Raw genomic sequence first — 14908 nt, 5'->3', positions numbered from 1 at the left:
TGAGGAGGCGCGGTGACCCACGGTGTCGCACTACAAAGAGTGGCACTCCACACCCGGCTGAAGCCGGGGAAGGAGGCCGAATACGAGTCGGTCCACGCCGTCATCCCGGTCGATCTCGACGAAGCGCTGAGGTCCGCGGGGGTGCGCTCGTGGCGGATCTGGCGTGACGGTCTCGATCTGTTCCACCTGGTAGAAGTCGAGGACTACGCGAAGATGCGCGCGACACTGCGCGATCATCCGGCCAACATTCCCTGGCAGGCGCGGATGTCCGAACTGCTCGACGTCGAAGACGACTACTCGGGTAACGATTCGGGTATCGGCCTGGTTTGGGAGCTTCCGTGAAGATCTCCCTGTCCCCACTGGGGCTCGGCTGCGCGCAGCTGGGCAATCTGTACCACGCCATCACCGACGAGACGGCCGAAGCGACCGTCCGGCAGGCGTGGGACGAAGGCATCCGGTACTTCGACACCGCCCCGCACTACGGTCTCGGCCTGTCGGAACGACGGCTGGGCGCGGCGCTTTCGTCGCGTCCGCGTGCGGACTTCGTGGTGTCGACCAAGGTCGGCCGCGTGCTGGAACCGGATCCCGGCGGCGCTTCGCGGACCGACAGCCAGGGTTTCGTCGTGCCGGCGGCCTACAAACGGCGCTGGGACTTCAGCCGCGAGGGGATTCTCCGGTCGCTTGAGGACAGTCTGGAGCGGCTCGGGCTCGACCGAGTGGACGTCGTCTACGTGCACGATCCGGACGAGCACTTCGAAGACACCGTCAACGGCGCTTTCCCCGCGCTGCTCGAATTGCGGGAACAGGGTGTCGTCGACGCCATCGGGGCAGGGATGAACCAGGCGCCGATGCTCACGGAGTTCGTCCGCCGGTTCGACCTCGACGTGATCCTGCTGGCAGGCCGGTACACCCTGCTCAACCAGCCCGCCCTCGACGATCTCCTGCCGCTGTGCGCGGAACGTGGGGTCGACGTGGTGGCCGGTGGCGCGTTCAACGCCGGGATCCTCGCCACGGCGTCACCCGGCACGATGTACGACTACGCCGAGGCTCCGGCCGAACTGGTCGAGCGGGCACAGCGGATCGCCGAGGTCTGCGAGCGGCACGGTGTCGAACTTCCCCAGGCCGCCTTGGCGTTGCCCGCCGCGCATCCGGCGGTGGTGTCCGTCGTCGTCGGCGCGCACGATCCCGGCCAGGTCCGGCTCAACGCCGAACGGTTCCGTCGCCCGGTGCCGCGCGAGTTGTGGACGGACCTGATCCGTGCGGGACTGTTGCGAGAGGACACCTCGCTGCGGCCGGAAGGACAGTCGTGATCGACGCGCACCACCATCTCTGGGATCCCTCGCGACGGCACTACCCGTGGATGACGGGCGCGGCGCTGGACCCGATCCGCCGTCCGTACACAGTGGACGATCTCCACGCGGTGACCGAGATGGCGGGCGTGCAGGGGACCGTCCTGGTGCAGACGGTCTCGTCGGAGGAGGAGACGCACGAGTTCCTTTCCGTCGCCCGTGCCGAACCGCTGATCGCGGGTGTCGTCGGCTGGGCCGATCTCACGGCGCCCGATGTCGCCGATCGTCTCGCCGCGTTTTCCGGCCCCCTGGTGGGAATCCGGCATCAGGTCGAGGACGAGCCGGACCCGTCTTGGCTCACGCGGCCCGACGTTCTGCGTGGCCTCGCCGCTCTCGGTGAGGCCGGGCTGGCGTACGACCTGTTGGTGAAGCCAGCCCAGCTTCCGGCGGCGCTCGCCGCGGCTTCCACCCTGCCGGACCAGGTCTTCGTGCTCGACCACGCCGCGAAGCCGCCCATCTCCTCGGGGGAATGGCAGCCGTGGGCGGACGGTGTCGCGGCGTTGGGAGAGCTGGACAACGTGTACTGCAAGCTTTCGGGGCTGGTGACCGAGGCCGACTGGGCACAGTGGAAGGCCGGACATCTGGCGCGCTGGGCCGAACACGTGCTGGAGTCCTTCGGGGCTTCGCGGCTGATGTTCGGCTCCGACTGGCCGGTCTGCGAACTCGCGGCCGCGTACGAGGTCGTCGTCGACACGGCGTTCTCGCTGACCGGCTCGTTGAGCGACGCGGAGCGGTGGGAATTCTTCGACGGGACCGCGCGGCGGGCTTATCGCCTCTCGTGAGCCATGTGGTCCTGTCGCGCGGTTGCCCACCCGCGCCCAGCAAGGAAGGGGGCCTGGCTCATCCACCCCCGGCCGGAACCGGAGACGGAAGAAGTGGGCGGGCGCGGGGACCGGGCGCCTGCGAACCGCCGATCAACGACCTGTGGCAGGGGGAAGAAAGCTCAGAATTCGTCCTGCTTGACCATCGTCCGCAGGCGGGCCAATGCGCGGTGCTGCGTCACGCGCACGTTGCCGGCGGAGATCCCGAGCGCCTCGGCGGTTTCGGCGGCGGAGAGGCCGACGGAGATACGGAGGGCGAGGATCTCCTGCTGCACTCGCGGAAGAGTGGAGAGCAGGCGGTTGAGCCGGGCACCGAGGTCGAGATGCAGGGCGTGCGTTTCGGGCTCGTTGTCGCCGATGGGTCGTTCCGGCAGTTCGGGCACCGGCTCCGACCGGTCGCGGGAGACCGCGCGATAGGCGTCGGCGACCTTGTTGGCCGCGATCGCGTGCACGAGATAGAGGAACGAACCGCCGCGATCCTGGTAGCCGGGCAGTGCTTTCAGCACGGCCATGCACACTTCCTGCGCGACGTCGTCCGCCGACAGGTAGGACAGGTCGCGGCCGCCCATTCTGGCGCGGCAGTAGCGGACCACGACGGGCCCGATCATCCGCAGCAGCGATTGAACGGCGGCGGGATTCCCGTCACCCGCGTCCTTGACGAGGGGATCGAGGTCCTCCTTCGTCAGCCGTCCGCCCGGTCGAGGCAGGTTCTCCGGAGTCGTGTACCCGGGGACCGCATCGGGGGTAACGGTTCTGGACGCGCTGGAAAGTGTCTGCATGGTCGTCCTCCCCGGCCGACCCTGTGACCGTCGCTGTCGAGGGGTCAACAATCCGTAACGATTGAGGGCGGCGGATACTCCGTAAGATCAGATCCATCCACCGCCGTTGCGACGCAGCGTAATCGTAGGCGTCGATCGAACGGCAGTAAAGATTTCAACTAGAGATAGCCCATTCGCCGGAGTCGGCTTAACACAACCGAGACTCCGCGTCAGGAAAAACGCGGTCGTGATCGCAGGATGTGTGCGGCCTTTAGCGCACCGCGATCAAAGCGGCCGCCGTCGCTACGACGAGTGCAGACGCGGTGACGGCGAAGGCGGGGTTAAGAGGTTTCGGGGTTTCCGCCCTGCGCAGTACCCGTTCACGAAGCGAACCGATGACGACCAAAGTGATCACCATGGCGCCTGCGAACACGACCGGGATGACCGTCGTCCCCCAGCCTCGCCGGGCGGCCAGGTGCAGGAGCAGGAGTGTGCAGGCAGTAGCCGCGAGCGCGGTCCGGCGCCAGGCCAGTCCCGTCCGTTCCGCTTGCGCTCCGTGATTGCCCGAACTCACGAGAGGACCATCAGTGCCGCGGCGGTCAGGGTGATCGCGAAGATCCCGGCCGTCAGTAAGACCAGCATCCCGCTCTTCGGTAGCGGCCGCCCCGCACGCATCGCCGACTGCACTCGCCGCCAGCGCGGATACGCGCTCGCCGCGAGCACGGCGGCCAGTACGACGCAGAGACTCGCGAGGACGGTGCTCAGCGCGGTCGGGTCGGGGACCAGCTGGTGCACGGCGACGCCGCCGGCGAGCAGGCCCAGCGCCGTCCGAAGCCAGGCGAGGAAGGTCCGTTCGTTGGCGAGCGTGAATCGGTAGTCGGGTTCCGAACCGCCTTCGTGCGGTCCGTTGGTCTCTGCCACGCGACGAACAGTAGGCGCTGCCGGAGTAAGTCTGCTCGCGCCCAGGCGGTTCCTGACGGCACGGGCGGATGCGGCCGAGTAGCGCCTACGCATTCCGGCGCGCGAAGACCCACCAGCGAAGGACCGCGAAGCGCGCGATGCCGCCTACGACGCTGGCCGCGAGCAGGGCACCCGTTTGCTCCAACGCGGTCGGCTCGGTGATCACCGCATCGAGGGACGCGAGCACGATCGAACCGTACGCGGCGTAAAAGGCGAACGTCACCAGGTCCTGGAAGTGCCGCTTGCCCGCATGACTCTTCCGGGTGGCGAAGGTGACCTGGCGGTGGAACTCGGTGTTCCCGACGGTCGTGACCGCGAGCGCGACCAGGTTGGCCACCTGAGGTCCGAGGACCGGTTGCAGGAGGAGGAAGAGCACCGCCTGCAGGCCGGTTGCGACGACACCGGCGACGACGTACCAAGCGGCATGGTGGCCGAGTTCGTGGTGCCGTTCCGGCGCGCGCCGGATGATCCGGTGTCCTGGCGCCCACCTGGTGGTGGTCATGACGACGACGCTACTCCTCGTTTCACAAACTTGTGAAGCCAGTAAACCCGCTGGGGCCTGTGATCCCGGCGACAGTGCCGTCGTTTGGCCGCCGAAGTCATCGGGTAGGCCACAGGGGCCGGGCGAATACAGCACGACCCGGCCGACGTCCGATGAGGAGGGAGCGGCCGATGAGTGACCGCGAGACCGCAGAGCCGGAAACGTTGCCTCCCAGTGAGGCGCTCGACGAGGACGAACTCAGTGTCGATCCACTCGAGGAAGGCGTTGAGCCGCCTGAACACTGGAGTGGGGCCGACCAGTTCGGGACCACGCCCGCGGAGGTCCGCGAAGGGGAATCCCACGCCATGCGGCTGGCCGAAGAGGAGCCGGACGTGGGCGAAAAATGATCTTCACCCAGGTGGCAGGCCATGCCGCGACCCCTGGCGTGGTCCGCCAGTGCAAGACGCGCCGAAGGAAAGGCAGAGATGCTTACAGTCACCGAAGCCGCCGCTGAGGCGATCACCGCACTGACCGGGCAGGAAGACGGGCAAGACGGAGGCGGGCTGCGGTTCGCGATGCATTCCCAGCAGGGAGACAGTCCCCAGCTCGCGGTTTCCGTCGCCCCCGAGCCGGAGAGCGGCGACAAGGTGGTCGGCGCCGACGGCGGCCCGAAGGTGTACTTGGAACCCGAAGCGGCCGCATTGCTCGACGACAAGGTGCTCGACGTTCAGCAGGACGAGACCGGCGAAGTCGCCTTCGCCGTACTCCCGCAGGCTCAGCCCCAGTCCGGCAGCTGAGCCCGGCGAGTTCAGGCTTTCAAATCCGGGACCAGGCACGGACCAGTTCGCCGGCCCGCTCGCGCAGAAGCTCTGCGGCGTGCGCACGCGCGTGGTCGAGCGAAGGCGCGTGGTCGATCAGGGCGGCGCTGCCCACGACTCCGAGGCCGGCGAGCTGGCTCTCGTCCAGCTGAATCCGCCCGGCAAGCACCATCAGTGGCACCGCGTGCTCCCGCGCGCGGGCCGCGATGCCGGCCGGGGCCTTGCCGTCGAGACTCTGCTCGTCCAGTGAGCCCTCACCGGTGATGACGAGGTCGGCGCGTTCGATGGCGTCGGCGACCCCGGTGAGCCCGGCGATGAGCTGGAAGCCCGATTCGACCGTCGCGCCGAGTCCCGCGATCGCACCGGCGGCGACCCCGCCGCCCGCTCCCGCTCCGGGGATGTCGGAAACGTCGGGAGTCCCGGCGTTCCGCAACGCTTGCGCCCAGCGGGCCAAGGACTCGTCCAGCCGCTCGATCTCGTGCGGGCCCGCACCCTTCTGGGGACCGAAGATCGCGGCCGCGCCACGCGATCCGAGCAGCGGGTTCGTCACGTCCGTGGCGACGGCGACCGTCACGTCCCCGAGCCGTTCGCGTGCCGGGCCGAGTTCGGCCGAGGCGACGCGGCTCAGCGTGCCGCCACCGAGTCCGACGGGTGCGCCGAACGCGTCGAACACCCCGGCGCCCAGCGCCGCCAGCATCCCGGCGCCGCCGTCGGTGCTCGCGGTTCCGCCGACGGTCAGCACCAGCCGCCGCGCGCCGTTGTCGAGCGCGTGCGCGAGGAGTTCGCCGACGCCCCAGGTGTGCGCGGCCAGCGCCACTTCCGGGCTCGGCTCCACGAACTCGATTCCGCACGCGCGGGCCGACTCGATGTAGGCCGTCCCGTCGAGCAGCACGTAGCGGGCGTCGACGGTGTCCTCGAGCGGCCCCCGGACCGGGAGTTCCACGAGGCGGCCACCCGCCGCGACGAGGACGTCGAGCGTTCCCTCGCCGCCGTCGGCGACCGGACAGGAGGAAACCTCGGCCTCGGGCAGTGCGTCGCGGACGCCGTGGGCGATCGCCTCCGCGGCCTCGACCGCGGTCAGGCTTCCCTTGAACTTGTCGGGCGCGATGACCACACGAGTCATGGACGAACCTCCGTCAGCGGGTTTCCGCCGGTGAGCACCGACGCGACGTTTTCGGCCGCGAGCACGGCCATGGCGGTACGGGTCTCGACCGTCGCCGATCCGAGGTGGGGCGTCAAGACGACGTTTTCGCGGGCGAGCAGGCGTGGCTCGACCTCGGGTTCGGCCTCGAACACGTCGAGCCCCGCTCCGGCGATCTCGCCTGCTTCGAGCGCGTCCGCCAGCGCCGCCTCGTGGACGACCCGACCGCGCGTGGTGTTGATCAGGTACGCGCCCGGCCTCATCGACTTCAGCGCGCCCGCGTCGATGAGGTGCCGGGTCTCCGGCGTCAGGGGGCAGTGCAGGGAAACGACATCGGAGCTTTCCAGCAGTTCGTTGCGGGACACGTACTTCGCGCCCAAGGTCTTCTCGACGTCTTCGGCGGCCCGCGACCGTCCTGTGTAGACAATCCGCATGCCGAACCCGAGTGCCCGCCGCGCGACCGCCTGCCCGATCTGGCCGAGCCCGACGATTCCGAGCGTCTTGTCCTGCAGTCCGGAACCGAGCAGGAAACCAAGGTGGAACGACCACGGAGTGCGCGAGCGGATCACCCGTTCGCCCTCGCCGAGGCGTCGCGTGACCGCGAGGATCAGCCCGAACGCCAGATCCGCGGTGGCGTCGGTGAGTACGCCGGGGGTGTTGGTGACGGTGATCCCGCGTTCGGCCAGCGCCGGGACGTCGATGTTGTCGTAGCCGACGGCCACGTTCGCCACGACCTTCAGTCCCGGCCCGGCCGCGTCGGCGACCACGCCGTCTATCCGGTCGTGCAGCATGCCGACGACCGCGGAGGCGCCTTTGACGAACTCGCGGAACTCTTCCGGCGTCAACGGCCGGTCGGCGCGCGACAGTTTCACCTCCCCGGCTTCGGCGAGCACTTTCAGCGCTTCGTCGGGAATCCACCGGGTCACCGCGGTCGTCGAGGTCACTTCCTCAGCCTAGTGTGCGGCAGTTGGTATCCCAACCGTGAGAATCCCCGTGATGAGGGAGGCGCTTCCCCTGTGCGGGGGAGTCTTCACCGTCGGGCCTCCCGGGACCGTGGTAAGTGCGGAAAAGTTCCGCGACCAGGGGATACCAGGGGTGAAAATGAAACGATCACGAGCACTGGCGGCCGTCGGTGCCGCGATGGTCCTCGCCGCGACTCTCGCCGCCGCCAGTCCGGCGTCGGGTGCGGAGGAGGGCGGCGGGAAGCCGGCCGAACCGAGTCTGGTCGGCAGCGCCAAGATGCTGCGGAAGGGTGGCGACGACGTCCGGTTCGCCTTCGACGCCCACGGCCTCTATCCGAACAGTCGCGGGACGTTCCGGGTGAGCCACGTCGGCGAGGGCTTCTCCGGCTACTTCCAGGGGATCGTCGACTGCCTGGTGGTCGGCGGCCCGGTCGCCGTGGTCACCGGCATCGTCAAGGACGCGAACGTTCCCAGGCTCAAGGACCGCCGGGTCGGGATGACGGTGTACGACCACGGCAGGTCCTGTGGTCTGTGAAGGCCTCCTTGAGGGACTCTGGGTCCCTCAAGGAGGCCTTCATGCCGTGTCGGTGGGGGTGATTGGTGTCCGCAACAGAGCTGCTGGCGGGAGTCCGGGCTTGGCATCGCTGGCGCCCGCAAGGCCGAGCGGGGAGGATTTGGGGCGTTCAACGTCCGGAATTTTCCCACTCGGGCGTGTGCCGGAGGGGGCATGTCTCTGAACCTCTGTTGATCAAGCTTCGCGACCGGTGTGATCGCGCGACGATGGAGGAATGGGGGCACAGCCGCCTGACCGGCAAGACCTCACCTTTGCCGAGGCCCTGGCGCTAGGCGTAGGAAGGGGGCCTTCACGTACTTCAAGCGGGCAAGTGTCGCGACCGGCACCTTCACGCAGCCGGCTCAAAGAAGGAGTGCCCGACTGGCTCCGCTGTGCTATGTTCATATGAAGAACATGTGTGCGCGATACGAACAAGCCGGGAGTGGGGATGGCGGAGCTGCTGTCGTTGAAGGAGGCCGTGGCACGGCTGGTGCGCGACGGGGACACTGTCGCGCTCGAGGGCTTCACGCACCTCATCCCCGTAGCCGCGGGCCAGGAGATCATCCGTCAGCGCCGCACCGGCCTGACGCTGGTCCGTATGACCCCGGACATCGTCTACGACCAGCTCATCGGCGCGGGCTGCGCGAGCAAGCTGATCTTTTCCTGGGGCGGCAATCCCGGTGTGGGCTCGCTGCATCGTTTCCGCGACGCGGTCCAGCACGCGTGGCCGGTGCCACTGGAGATAGAGGAACACAGCCACGCGGGCATGGCGAATCGGTACGTCGCCGGTGCGTCGGGGCTGCCGTTCGCCGTGCTGCGCGGCTACACCGGCACCGATCTCCCCGCCAAGACGGCCACGATCAAGCCCATCACCTGTCCCTTCACCGGTGAGCAGCTCGCGGCCGTCCCCGCGCTCAACCCGGACGTGACGATCGTCCACGCCCAGCGCGCCGACCGGTCCGGCAACGTCCAGATCTGGGGCATCACGGGTGTGCAGAAGGAGGCGGTGCTGGCGGCGAAGCGATCGCTCGTCACCGTCGAGGAGGTCGTGGACGCACTGGAGCCCCGGCCGGGCGCGATCGTGCTGCCGTCGTGGGCGGTCACGGCCGTCGCCGAGGTTCCCGGCGGCGCGAGGCCGTCGTACGCGGCGGGGTACTACGAACGGGACAACGACGCCTACCAGGCATGGGACGCGATCGGCCGGGACAGGGAGAGCTTCACCCGCTGGCTCGACGAGCTGACTGGAGTGAAGGCATGACCGAGTACACCTCCGACGAGATGATGAGCGTCGCCGCCGCTCGCGCGCTCGGTGACGGGATGTCCTGTTTCGTGGGCATCGGCCTGCCCAGTACGGCGGCCAACCTCGCCCGCCGCGGGCACGCGCCGAACCTCACGCTGATCTACGAATCCGGTTGCCTCGGCGCCAAACCGAGCCGGCTCCCGTTGTCCATCGGCGACGGCGAACTCGCCGACACCGCGGACGCCGTGGTCAGCGTTCCCGAGGTCTTCAACTACTGGCTCCAGCCCGGCCGGATCGACGTCGGCTTCCTCGGCGCCGCCCAGCTGGACAAGTTCGGCAACATCAACACCACCGTCATCGGCCCGGACTACGCCAACCCCAAGGTGCGGCTGCCAGGGGCGGGCGGGGCACCGGAGATCGCCGCGTCCTGCCGCGAGGTGTTCGTGGTGCTGCGGCAGAGCACCCGCACGTTCGTCGAGAAGGTCGACTTCGTGACGTCGTTCGGCCACGGCACCGGCAAGGGCGACCGCGAGAGGCTCGGGCTCCCCGGCGCCGGGCCGACGCTGGTGGTCACCGACCTCGGCCTGATGCGGCCCGACCCGGAGACCGCCGAGCTCACGCTCACCGAACTGCATCCCGGAATCGAAGTCGATCAGGTCGTCGAGGCGACAGGGTGGAAACTGAAAGTGGCGGGCGACGCCGGAACCACCCCGGCGCCGACCGAGGCGGAACTCCGCATCCTCCGAGACCTCAAAAGGGCGAGCGCATGACCGACGTCTTCCTGTTCGACGCCATCCGTACCCCGTTCGGCAAGTACGGCGGCGCCCTGTCCGGGGTCCGGCCGGACGACCTCGCCGCCACCGTGCTGCGGGCCCTGGGTGAGCGCAACGACCTCGACCCGGCCACCGTGGACGAGGTCGTGCTCGGCGACGCCAACGGCGCGGGCGAGGACAACCGCAACGTCGCGCGGATGGCGGCGTTGCTGGCGGGCTGGCCGACGACCGTCCCCGGCGCGACCGTGAACCGGCTGTGCGGTTCCGGTCTCGACGCGGTCATGCAGGCGAGCCGGTCGATCCAGGTCGGTGACGCTTCGCTCGCCGTCGCGGGCGGGGTCGAGTCGATGAGCCGTTCGCCGTTGGTCATGCAGAAGCCGGAGAAGGCCTTCCCCGCCGGCAACCAGACGTTGCACTCCACCGCGCTGGGCTGGCGCATGGTCAACCCGAAGATGCCCGAGCAGTGGACGGTTTCCCTCGGCGAGTCCACCGAGCAGCTCGCCGAGCGCTACGGCATCGGCCGCGACGAGCAGGACGCGTTCGCCGTCCGCAGCCACGTCAACGCCGCCCGCGCCTGGGACGAGGGGTTCTACGACGACCACGTCGTCCCGGTCGCGGGCGTCGAACTCACCCGTGACGAAGGCATCCGGCCGGACTCCAGCTTGGAGAAGCTGGCGAAGCTCAAGCCCGTGTTCCGTCCACAAGGGACGGTCACGGCCGCGAACGCGTCGCCGCTGAACGACGGCGCGTCCGCGTTGCTGCTCGGTGACGAGGCCGCCGGGAAGCAGCTGGGAAAGGCGCCGCTGGCCAGGATCGCGGGCCGGGGCGCGGCGGGCGTCGATCCCGACGTCTTCGGCATCGGCCCGGTCCGCGCGGCCGAGATCGCCTTGGAGCGCGCCGGGATCGGCTGGGACGACCTGGCGGCGGTGGAACTGAACGAGGCCTTCGCCGCGCAATCACTGGCCTGTCTGCGCGACTGGTCGAAGCTCGACCCGGAAATCGTGAACGTGAACGGTGGCGCGATCGCGATCGGGCATCCGCTGGGCGCCTCCGGCGGCCGGATCCTCGGCACGCTCGCCCACCACCTGCGCCGCGCCGGCGGCCGGTGGGGGCTGGCGGCCATCTGCATCGGCGTCGGCCAGGGGCTGGCCGTCGTCCTCGAAGCTCACTGACCGGCGCCTGGAGGAGGCACACGACATGTCCGCACCCGCAGAACTGAGGCTCCCGAGCTACCGGCGCGACCCGGAGGGAACGCATCCGCCGCTCGACTACGCCGGGTATCGGTCGACGGCGCTGCGCCACCCCCAGGAACCGCTGATCGTGCTCCCGCACCTGCTGACCGAGGTCACCGGGCCGGCGCTGGGGCCGGGGCGGATCGGCGAGTTCGACAACGACCTCACCAAGGGGCACGCGGGCGAGCCGCAGGGACAGCGGATCATCGTCACCGGACGGCTGCTCGACGGCGACGGGTGGCCGATCCGGGATTCGCTCGTGGAGATCTGGCAGGCGAACGCGGGTGGCCGGTACCGGCACACCGGAGACCGGTGGCCGTCGCCGGTGGACCCCAACTTCGACGGAGCGGGCCGGACACTGACCGACGGCGAGGGACGCTACACCTTCACCACCGTCAAACCGGGCGCGTACCCGTGGAAGAACCACGACAACGCCTGGCGGCCGGCGCACATCCACTTCTCCGTCTTCGGCAGCGCGTTCACCCAGCGGCTGGTCACGCAGATGTACTTCCCGGAAGACCCGCTGTTCTCGCAGGACCCGATCTTCAACTCCATCCCGGACGAGAAGGCGCGGCAGCGGATGATCGCGCGCTTCGACCTCGACCGCACCGAAGCCGAGTGGGCGCTGGCCTTTCAGTTCGACATCGTCGTGCGTGGCCGCGAGGCGTCGGTCTTCGAGGACGAGGAGGACGAGCACTGATGCCGGAGACGACGCCTTCCCAGACCGTCGGCCCCTACCTGTCCATCGGCCTGCCGTGGCCCGACGGGCCGGACGTCGTCCCGGCGGACGAACCGGCCGCGATCCGCATCCACGGCAGGGTCCTCGACGGCGCGGGTGACCCTGTCCCGGACGCGATGATCGAAACCTGGCAGGCCGACGCCGACGGCCGGTTCGACCACCCCGACGACCCGCGCGGAGCCGTCGCGAGCGGGTTCCGGGGCTTCGGGCGCTGCCCGACCGATCCGGGCGGGAACTACGAGATCCGGACGATCATGCCCGGCGTACTGCCCGGTCCGGCGGGCAGCACGCAGGCGCCGCATATCGACGTCTCGGTGCTCGCGCGCGGTCTCCTGCACCGCGTCGTCACCCGGATCTACTTCGAGGACAACGACAACTCCGAAGATCCGGTGCTCGCCTCGGTCCCGGAAGCACGCCGGAGCACGCTGATCGCCACCAAGACAGGCGACGGCTACCGGTTCGACATCCGGTTGCAGGGCCGAGGGGAAACGGTGTTCTTCGATGTCTGAGCCGGTGAAGGTGCACAGCATCGCGGAAGGACCCGTGGACGGTCCCGTCGTGGTGTTCAGCGGGTCGCTCGGCAGTGACCACCGCATGTGGGAACCGCAGATGAAACCCTTGGTGGAGCAGGGTTTCCGGGTGATCCGCTACGACACCCGCGGGCACGGCGCCTCTCCGGTCCCGCCCGGGCCGTACGCGCTCGAGGACCTCGGCGGCGACCTGCTCGCGCTGCTCGACGAGCAAGGCGTCGGAAGCGCTCATTTCGTCGGGCTCTCGCTCGGTGGGATGACCGGGATGTGGCTGGGCGTGAACGCGCCGGACCGGATCGAGAGCCTCACGCTGTGCTGCACGTCCGCGAAACTTGGGCCGCCGGAGAGGTGGGCGGACAGGGCGAGGGCGGTCCGGGAGAACGGCACCGGATCCGTCGCCGAAGCCGGGGTCGGCCGCTGGGTGACCGCCGGTTACGCCGCCGCCCGTCCCGACCAGGCGAGGTTCTTGCGCGAGATGATCGCGAGTGTCCCCGCCGAGGGATACGCGGCGTCCTGCCAGGCCATCGAACGGATGGACCTCGTCGGCGATCTGCCCAAGATCGCGGCGCGGACCCTGGTCATCGCCGGGGCCGAAGATCCGGCCACCCCGGTCGAGCACGCCGAAGTGATCGCGGGCGGCATACCGGACGCGCGGCTCGAGGTCGTCGAAGGCGCCGCTCATCTGGGGAACTTCGAACAGCCGGAGCGGTTCACCGCGCTGATCCTCGAACACCTGGAGGTGGCCCGATGAGCGAAGACCCCTATGAGACCGGGATGCGGGTGCGCCGCGAAGTCCTCGGCGACGCGCACGTCGATCGCGCGGTGGCCCGCACCACCGAGTTCAGCCGCCCGTTCCAGGACTACATCACCCGGGGCGCGTGGGGGTCGGTCTGGTCCCGCGACGGACTCGACCGCAAGACCCGCAGTTGCGTCACCCTGGCCGCGCTCACCGCGCTGCACGCACACGACGAACTCGCCATGCACGTCCGGGCCGCCGTCCACAATGGACTCAGCGCGCAGGAGATCTCCGAGGTCCTGCTGCACACCGCCGTCTACGCGGGTGCCCCGGCCGCCAACGCGGCGTTCGCCGTCGCCCAGCGGGTGCTGGCCGAACTCGGTGAGCCTGCCGCTCAGGAAGAGGGTGACGGTTAGGGTTCTCGTATGGACGAAGGCGAGGTGACCGAGCGCGGAGCGCATCATGTCCAGTCGCTGGAACGCGGACTGGCGGTGATCAAGGCGTTCAACGCGGACGCGGCGGAACTCACGCTGAGCGACGTCGCCCGCTCCACCGGGCTGACCAGGGCGGCCGCCCGCCGGTTCCTGCTCACCCTCGTCGACCTGGGGTACGTGCGCACGGACGGCAAATACTTCTCGCTCACCGCGCGGGTCCTCGAACTCGGCTACTCATATCTGTCGAGCCTGTCGCTGCCCGAGGTCGCCCAGCCGCATCTGGAACGGCTGTCCGCCGAGGTACACGAGTCGAGTTCGGTGTCGGTGCTCGAAGGCCTGGACATCGTTTACGTCGCGCGCGTAGCCGTTTCGCGGATCATGACCGTCAGCATCAACGTCGGCACCCGCTTCCCGGCCCACGCGACGTCGATGGGGCACGTCCTGCTGGCCGACCTCGAAGGTGACGACCTGCACGGCTACTTCGACGCGGCCAAACTCGAGAAACTGACCGCGCGCACGCTGACCAGGCGAAAAGACCTGATCGCCGAACTCGAGCGGGTCTACCGGCAGGGGTACGCGATGGTCGACCAGGAGCTCGAAGAGGGCCTCCGCTCCATCGCCGCGCCGATCCGGGACCGGCGTGGCAAGGTCGTGGCCGCGGTCAACCTCTCCACCCACGCCAGCCGCACGACGCCCGAGTCGGTCGAGCAGGAACTGCTGCCGTCGCTGCTCAACGCGGCGAAAGCCATCGAGACCGACCTGGCCTCCGCGCCGCCGACCAAGGCAGGGCATGGCTGAGACCGCCGGGCTGCTGCTCGCGGCCGGGGCCGGCCGCCGGTTCGGCGGGCCGAAGGCACTGGCCGTCCTCGACGGTGAGCCGTTCGTCGTCCGCGCGCTGCGAGTGCTCACCGACGCCGGTTGCGCACCGGTCCGGGTGGTGCTGGGCGCCTCGGCCGAGGAAGTCCGCGCGCTCCTGCCCGACTCCGAGGCCGCAGTCGTGGCCGAGGACTGGGAATCCGGCCTGGGCGCGTCACTGCGCGCGGGCCTGAGGGCACTGGAAACCACTGCCGCGGAAGCCGCCGTCGTGCATCTCGTGGATCTGCCCGGCGTCAGTGCCGGAGTGGTGCGCCGGGTCGCGGACAAGGCCGACGAGGACACCGTCGCGCGGGCGGCCTACGACGGCGTCCCCGGCCATCCCGTCGTGCTCGGCCGCCGTTGGTGGCCGGAGATCGCGGCGGGCACGTCCGGGGACAAGGGCGCACGCGACTGGCTGAAGGGACGCCCGGAACTGCGGCTCGTCGAATGCGGCGACCTCGGCACCGGGCACGACGTGGACCGCCGCGAGGATCTTCCAGGCTGATCTCGCACTCTCCGAGGCTTA

The 14908-nt window shown here is 69.4% G+C and carries 21 protein-coding genes; 15 read left to right on the top strand and 6 right to left on the bottom strand.

Annotation, left to right across the window (positions count from 1 at the left end):
* The first annotated feature begins 39 nt into the window (after nt 1-39).
* From ACM6LR_RS32095 to ACM6LR_RS32085, 3 genes are read left to right on the top strand one after another with little or no spacing between them, the layout of a single operon-like run.
* Nucleotides 40-342, top strand: a complete 303-nt coding sequence (locus ACM6LR_RS32095; protein ID WP_414940946.1) for an L-rhamnose mutarotase — start codon at nt 40-42, stop codon at nt 340-342.
* Nucleotides 339-1310, top strand: coding sequence for an aldo/keto reductase (locus ACM6LR_RS32090; protein ID WP_414940945.1), 972 nt, complete (start codon nt 339-341; stop codon nt 1308-1310). Before ACM6LR_RS32095 ends, ACM6LR_RS32090 begins: the two co-directional genes overlap by 4 nt.
* Complete coding sequence (locus tag ACM6LR_RS32085) at nt 1307-2131, top strand: amidohydrolase family protein (RefSeq protein WP_414945127.1); 825 nt, start codon at nt 1307-1309, stop codon at nt 2129-2131. The genes ACM6LR_RS32090 and ACM6LR_RS32085 overlap by 4 nt, the downstream gene beginning before the upstream one ends.
* Before the next feature lie 161 nt (nt 2132-2292).
* Here ACM6LR_RS32085 and shbA read toward each other — a convergent pair whose 3' ends face one another.
* The 4 genes from shbA to ACM6LR_RS32065 all read right to left on the bottom strand — a co-directional run bounded on the left by shbA (nt 2293) and on the right by ACM6LR_RS32065 (nt 4390).
* Entirely contained in the window at nt 2293-2949 is a 657-nt protein-coding gene (shbA, locus tag ACM6LR_RS32080; RefSeq protein ID WP_414940942.1) for an RNA polymerase sigma factor ShbA, read from the bottom strand.
* A gap of 250 nt (nt 2950-3199) precedes the next feature.
* Nucleotides 3200-3502, bottom strand: coding sequence for a DUF202 domain-containing protein (locus tag ACM6LR_RS32075; RefSeq protein WP_414940941.1), 303 nt, complete (start codon nt 3500-3502; stop codon nt 3200-3202).
* The gene (locus tag ACM6LR_RS32070; RefSeq protein ID WP_414945126.1) at nt 3499-3849 is read right to left on the bottom strand and encodes a YidH family protein; all 351 of its coding nucleotides are present in this window, start codon (nt 3847-3849) and stop codon (nt 3499-3501) included. The genes ACM6LR_RS32075 and ACM6LR_RS32070 overlap by 4 nt, the downstream gene beginning before the upstream one ends.
* Nucleotides 3850-3934: 85 nt before the next feature.
* Nucleotides 3935-4390 (bottom strand): GtrA family protein, encoded by a 456-nt coding sequence (locus ACM6LR_RS32065; protein WP_414945125.1) that lies wholly within the window; start codon nt 4388-4390, stop codon nt 3935-3937.
* A 170-nt stretch (nt 4391-4560) separates the two neighbouring features.
* Between ACM6LR_RS32065 and ACM6LR_RS32060 the strand changes: the two genes are divergently transcribed.
* Entirely contained in the window at nt 4561-4776 is a 216-nt protein-coding gene (locus tag ACM6LR_RS32060) for a hypothetical protein (protein ID WP_414945124.1), read from the top strand.
* A gap of 78 nt (nt 4777-4854) precedes the next feature.
* A complete protein-coding gene (locus tag ACM6LR_RS32055; protein WP_414940935.1) occupies nt 4855-5166 on the top strand; it encodes an iron-sulfur cluster biosynthesis protein in 312 nt (103 codons plus the stop codon).
* Between the two features lie 19 nt (nt 5167-5185).
* On the opposite strand, the gene ACM6LR_RS32050 is transcribed toward ACM6LR_RS32055, so the two are convergent.
* Nucleotides 5186-6310: a glycerate kinase gene (locus ACM6LR_RS32050; protein ID WP_414940934.1), complete on the bottom strand. Its 1125-nt coding sequence runs from the start codon at nt 6308-6310 to the stop codon at nt 5186-5188.
* Complete coding sequence (locus ACM6LR_RS32045) at nt 6307-7272, bottom strand: 2-hydroxyacid dehydrogenase (protein ID WP_414945123.1); 966 nt, start codon at nt 7270-7272, stop codon at nt 6307-6309. The genes ACM6LR_RS32050 and ACM6LR_RS32045 overlap by 4 nt, the downstream gene beginning before the upstream one ends.
* 157 nt (nt 7273-7429) lie before the next feature.
* Here ACM6LR_RS32045 and ACM6LR_RS32040 point away from each other — a divergent pair, with 157 nt between their 5' ends.
* From ACM6LR_RS32040 to ACM6LR_RS31995, 10 genes are all read left to right on the top strand, one after another.
* Nucleotides 7430-7825, top strand: a complete 396-nt coding sequence (locus tag ACM6LR_RS32040) for a hypothetical protein (protein ID WP_414945122.1) — start codon at nt 7430-7432, stop codon at nt 7823-7825.
* 466 nt (nt 7826-8291) lie between these two features.
* Complete coding sequence (locus ACM6LR_RS32035; protein ID WP_414940931.1) at nt 8292-9101, top strand: CoA transferase subunit A; 810 nt, start codon at nt 8292-8294, stop codon at nt 9099-9101.
* On the top strand, nt 9098-9853 hold the full coding sequence (locus ACM6LR_RS32030; RefSeq protein WP_414940930.1) for a CoA-transferase subunit beta: 756 nt from the start codon (nt 9098-9100) through the stop codon (nt 9851-9853). Before ACM6LR_RS32035 ends, ACM6LR_RS32030 begins: the two co-directional genes overlap by 4 nt.
* Complete coding sequence (locus ACM6LR_RS32025; protein WP_414945121.1) at nt 9850-11028, top strand: thiolase family protein; 1179 nt, start codon at nt 9850-9852, stop codon at nt 11026-11028. Before ACM6LR_RS32030 ends, ACM6LR_RS32025 begins: the two co-directional genes overlap by 4 nt.
* Nucleotides 11029-11053: 25 nt before the next feature.
* Complete coding sequence (gene pcaH, locus ACM6LR_RS32020) at nt 11054-11788, top strand: protocatechuate 3,4-dioxygenase subunit beta (protein WP_414945120.1); 735 nt, start codon at nt 11054-11056, stop codon at nt 11786-11788.
* Nucleotides 11788-12336 (top strand): protocatechuate 3,4-dioxygenase subunit alpha, encoded by a 549-nt coding sequence (gene pcaG / locus ACM6LR_RS32015; RefSeq protein ID WP_414945119.1) that lies wholly within the window; start codon nt 11788-11790, stop codon nt 12334-12336. Before pcaH ends, pcaG begins: the two co-directional genes overlap by 1 nt.
* Entirely contained in the window at nt 12329-13108 is a 780-nt protein-coding gene (gene pcaD / locus ACM6LR_RS32010; protein ID WP_414945118.1) for a 3-oxoadipate enol-lactonase, read from the top strand. Before pcaG ends, pcaD begins: the two co-directional genes overlap by 8 nt.
* On the top strand, nt 13105-13509 hold the full coding sequence (gene pcaC / locus ACM6LR_RS32005; protein ID WP_414940925.1) for a 4-carboxymuconolactone decarboxylase: 405 nt from the start codon (nt 13105-13107) through the stop codon (nt 13507-13509). Before pcaD ends, pcaC begins: the two co-directional genes overlap by 4 nt.
* Before the next feature lie 9 nt (nt 13510-13518).
* Nucleotides 13519-14325 (top strand): IclR family transcriptional regulator C-terminal domain-containing protein, encoded by an 807-nt coding sequence (locus tag ACM6LR_RS32000; protein ID WP_414940924.1) that lies wholly within the window; start codon nt 13519-13521, stop codon nt 14323-14325.
* Nucleotides 14318-14887 carry a nucleotidyltransferase family protein gene (locus ACM6LR_RS31995; RefSeq protein WP_414945117.1) on the top strand — a complete coding sequence of 190 codons (570 nt, stop codon included), beginning with the start codon at nt 14318-14320 and terminating at the stop codon, nt 14885-14887. The genes ACM6LR_RS32000 and ACM6LR_RS31995 overlap by 8 nt, the downstream gene beginning before the upstream one ends.
* Nucleotides 14888-14908: the final 21 nt, after the last annotated feature.

It is taken from the genome of Amycolatopsis sp. cmx-11-32 (genome assembly GCF_047608695.1).
Taxonomy (GTDB): Bacteria; Actinomycetota; Actinomycetes; order Mycobacteriales; family Pseudonocardiaceae; genus Amycolatopsis.
This window is presented reverse-complemented; position numbering and strand designations above follow the sequence as displayed.

Coding starts and splice junctions, on each gene's coding strand:
- shbA (WP_414940942.1), bottom strand. CDS start 2,949: ATGCAGACACTTTCCAGCGCGTCCAGAACCGTTACCCCCGATGCGGTC.
- ACM6LR_RS32065 (WP_414945125.1), bottom strand. CDS start 4,390: ATGACCACCACCAGGTGGGCGCCAGGACACCGGATCATCCGGCGCGCG.
- ACM6LR_RS32060 (WP_414945124.1), top strand. CDS start 4,561: ATGAGTGACCGCGAGACCGCAGAGCCGGAAACGTTGCCTCCCAGTGAG.
- ACM6LR_RS32055 (WP_414940935.1), top strand. CDS start 4,855: ATGCTTACAGTCACCGAAGCCGCCGCTGAGGCGATCACCGCACTGACC.
- ACM6LR_RS32050 (WP_414940934.1), bottom strand. CDS start 6,310: ATGACTCGTGTGGTCATCGCGCCCGACAAGTTCAAGGGAAGCCTGACC.
- ACM6LR_RS32040 (WP_414945122.1), top strand. CDS start 7,430: ATGAAACGATCACGAGCACTGGCGGCCGTCGGTGCCGCGATGGTCCTC.
- ACM6LR_RS32035 (WP_414940931.1), top strand. CDS start 8,292: ATGGCGGAGCTGCTGTCGTTGAAGGAGGCCGTGGCACGGCTGGTGCGC.
- ACM6LR_RS32030 (WP_414940930.1), top strand. CDS start 9,098: ATGACCGAGTACACCTCCGACGAGATGATGAGCGTCGCCGCCGCTCGC.
- ACM6LR_RS32025 (WP_414945121.1), top strand. CDS start 9,850: ATGACCGACGTCTTCCTGTTCGACGCCATCCGTACCCCGTTCGGCAAG.
- pcaH (WP_414945120.1), top strand. CDS start 11,054: ATGTCCGCACCCGCAGAACTGAGGCTCCCGAGCTACCGGCGCGACCCG.
- pcaG (WP_414945119.1), top strand. CDS start 11,788: ATGCCGGAGACGACGCCTTCCCAGACCGTCGGCCCCTACCTGTCCATC.
- pcaD (WP_414945118.1), top strand. CDS start 12,329: ATGTCTGAGCCGGTGAAGGTGCACAGCATCGCGGAAGGACCCGTGGAC.
- pcaC (WP_414940925.1), top strand. CDS start 13,105: ATGAGCGAAGACCCCTATGAGACCGGGATGCGGGTGCGCCGCGAAGTC.
- ACM6LR_RS32000 (WP_414940924.1), top strand. CDS start 13,519: ATGGACGAAGGCGAGGTGACCGAGCGCGGAGCGCATCATGTCCAGTCG.
- ACM6LR_RS31995 (WP_414945117.1), top strand. CDS start 14,318: ATGGCTGAGACCGCCGGGCTGCTGCTCGCGGCCGGGGCCGGCCGCCGG.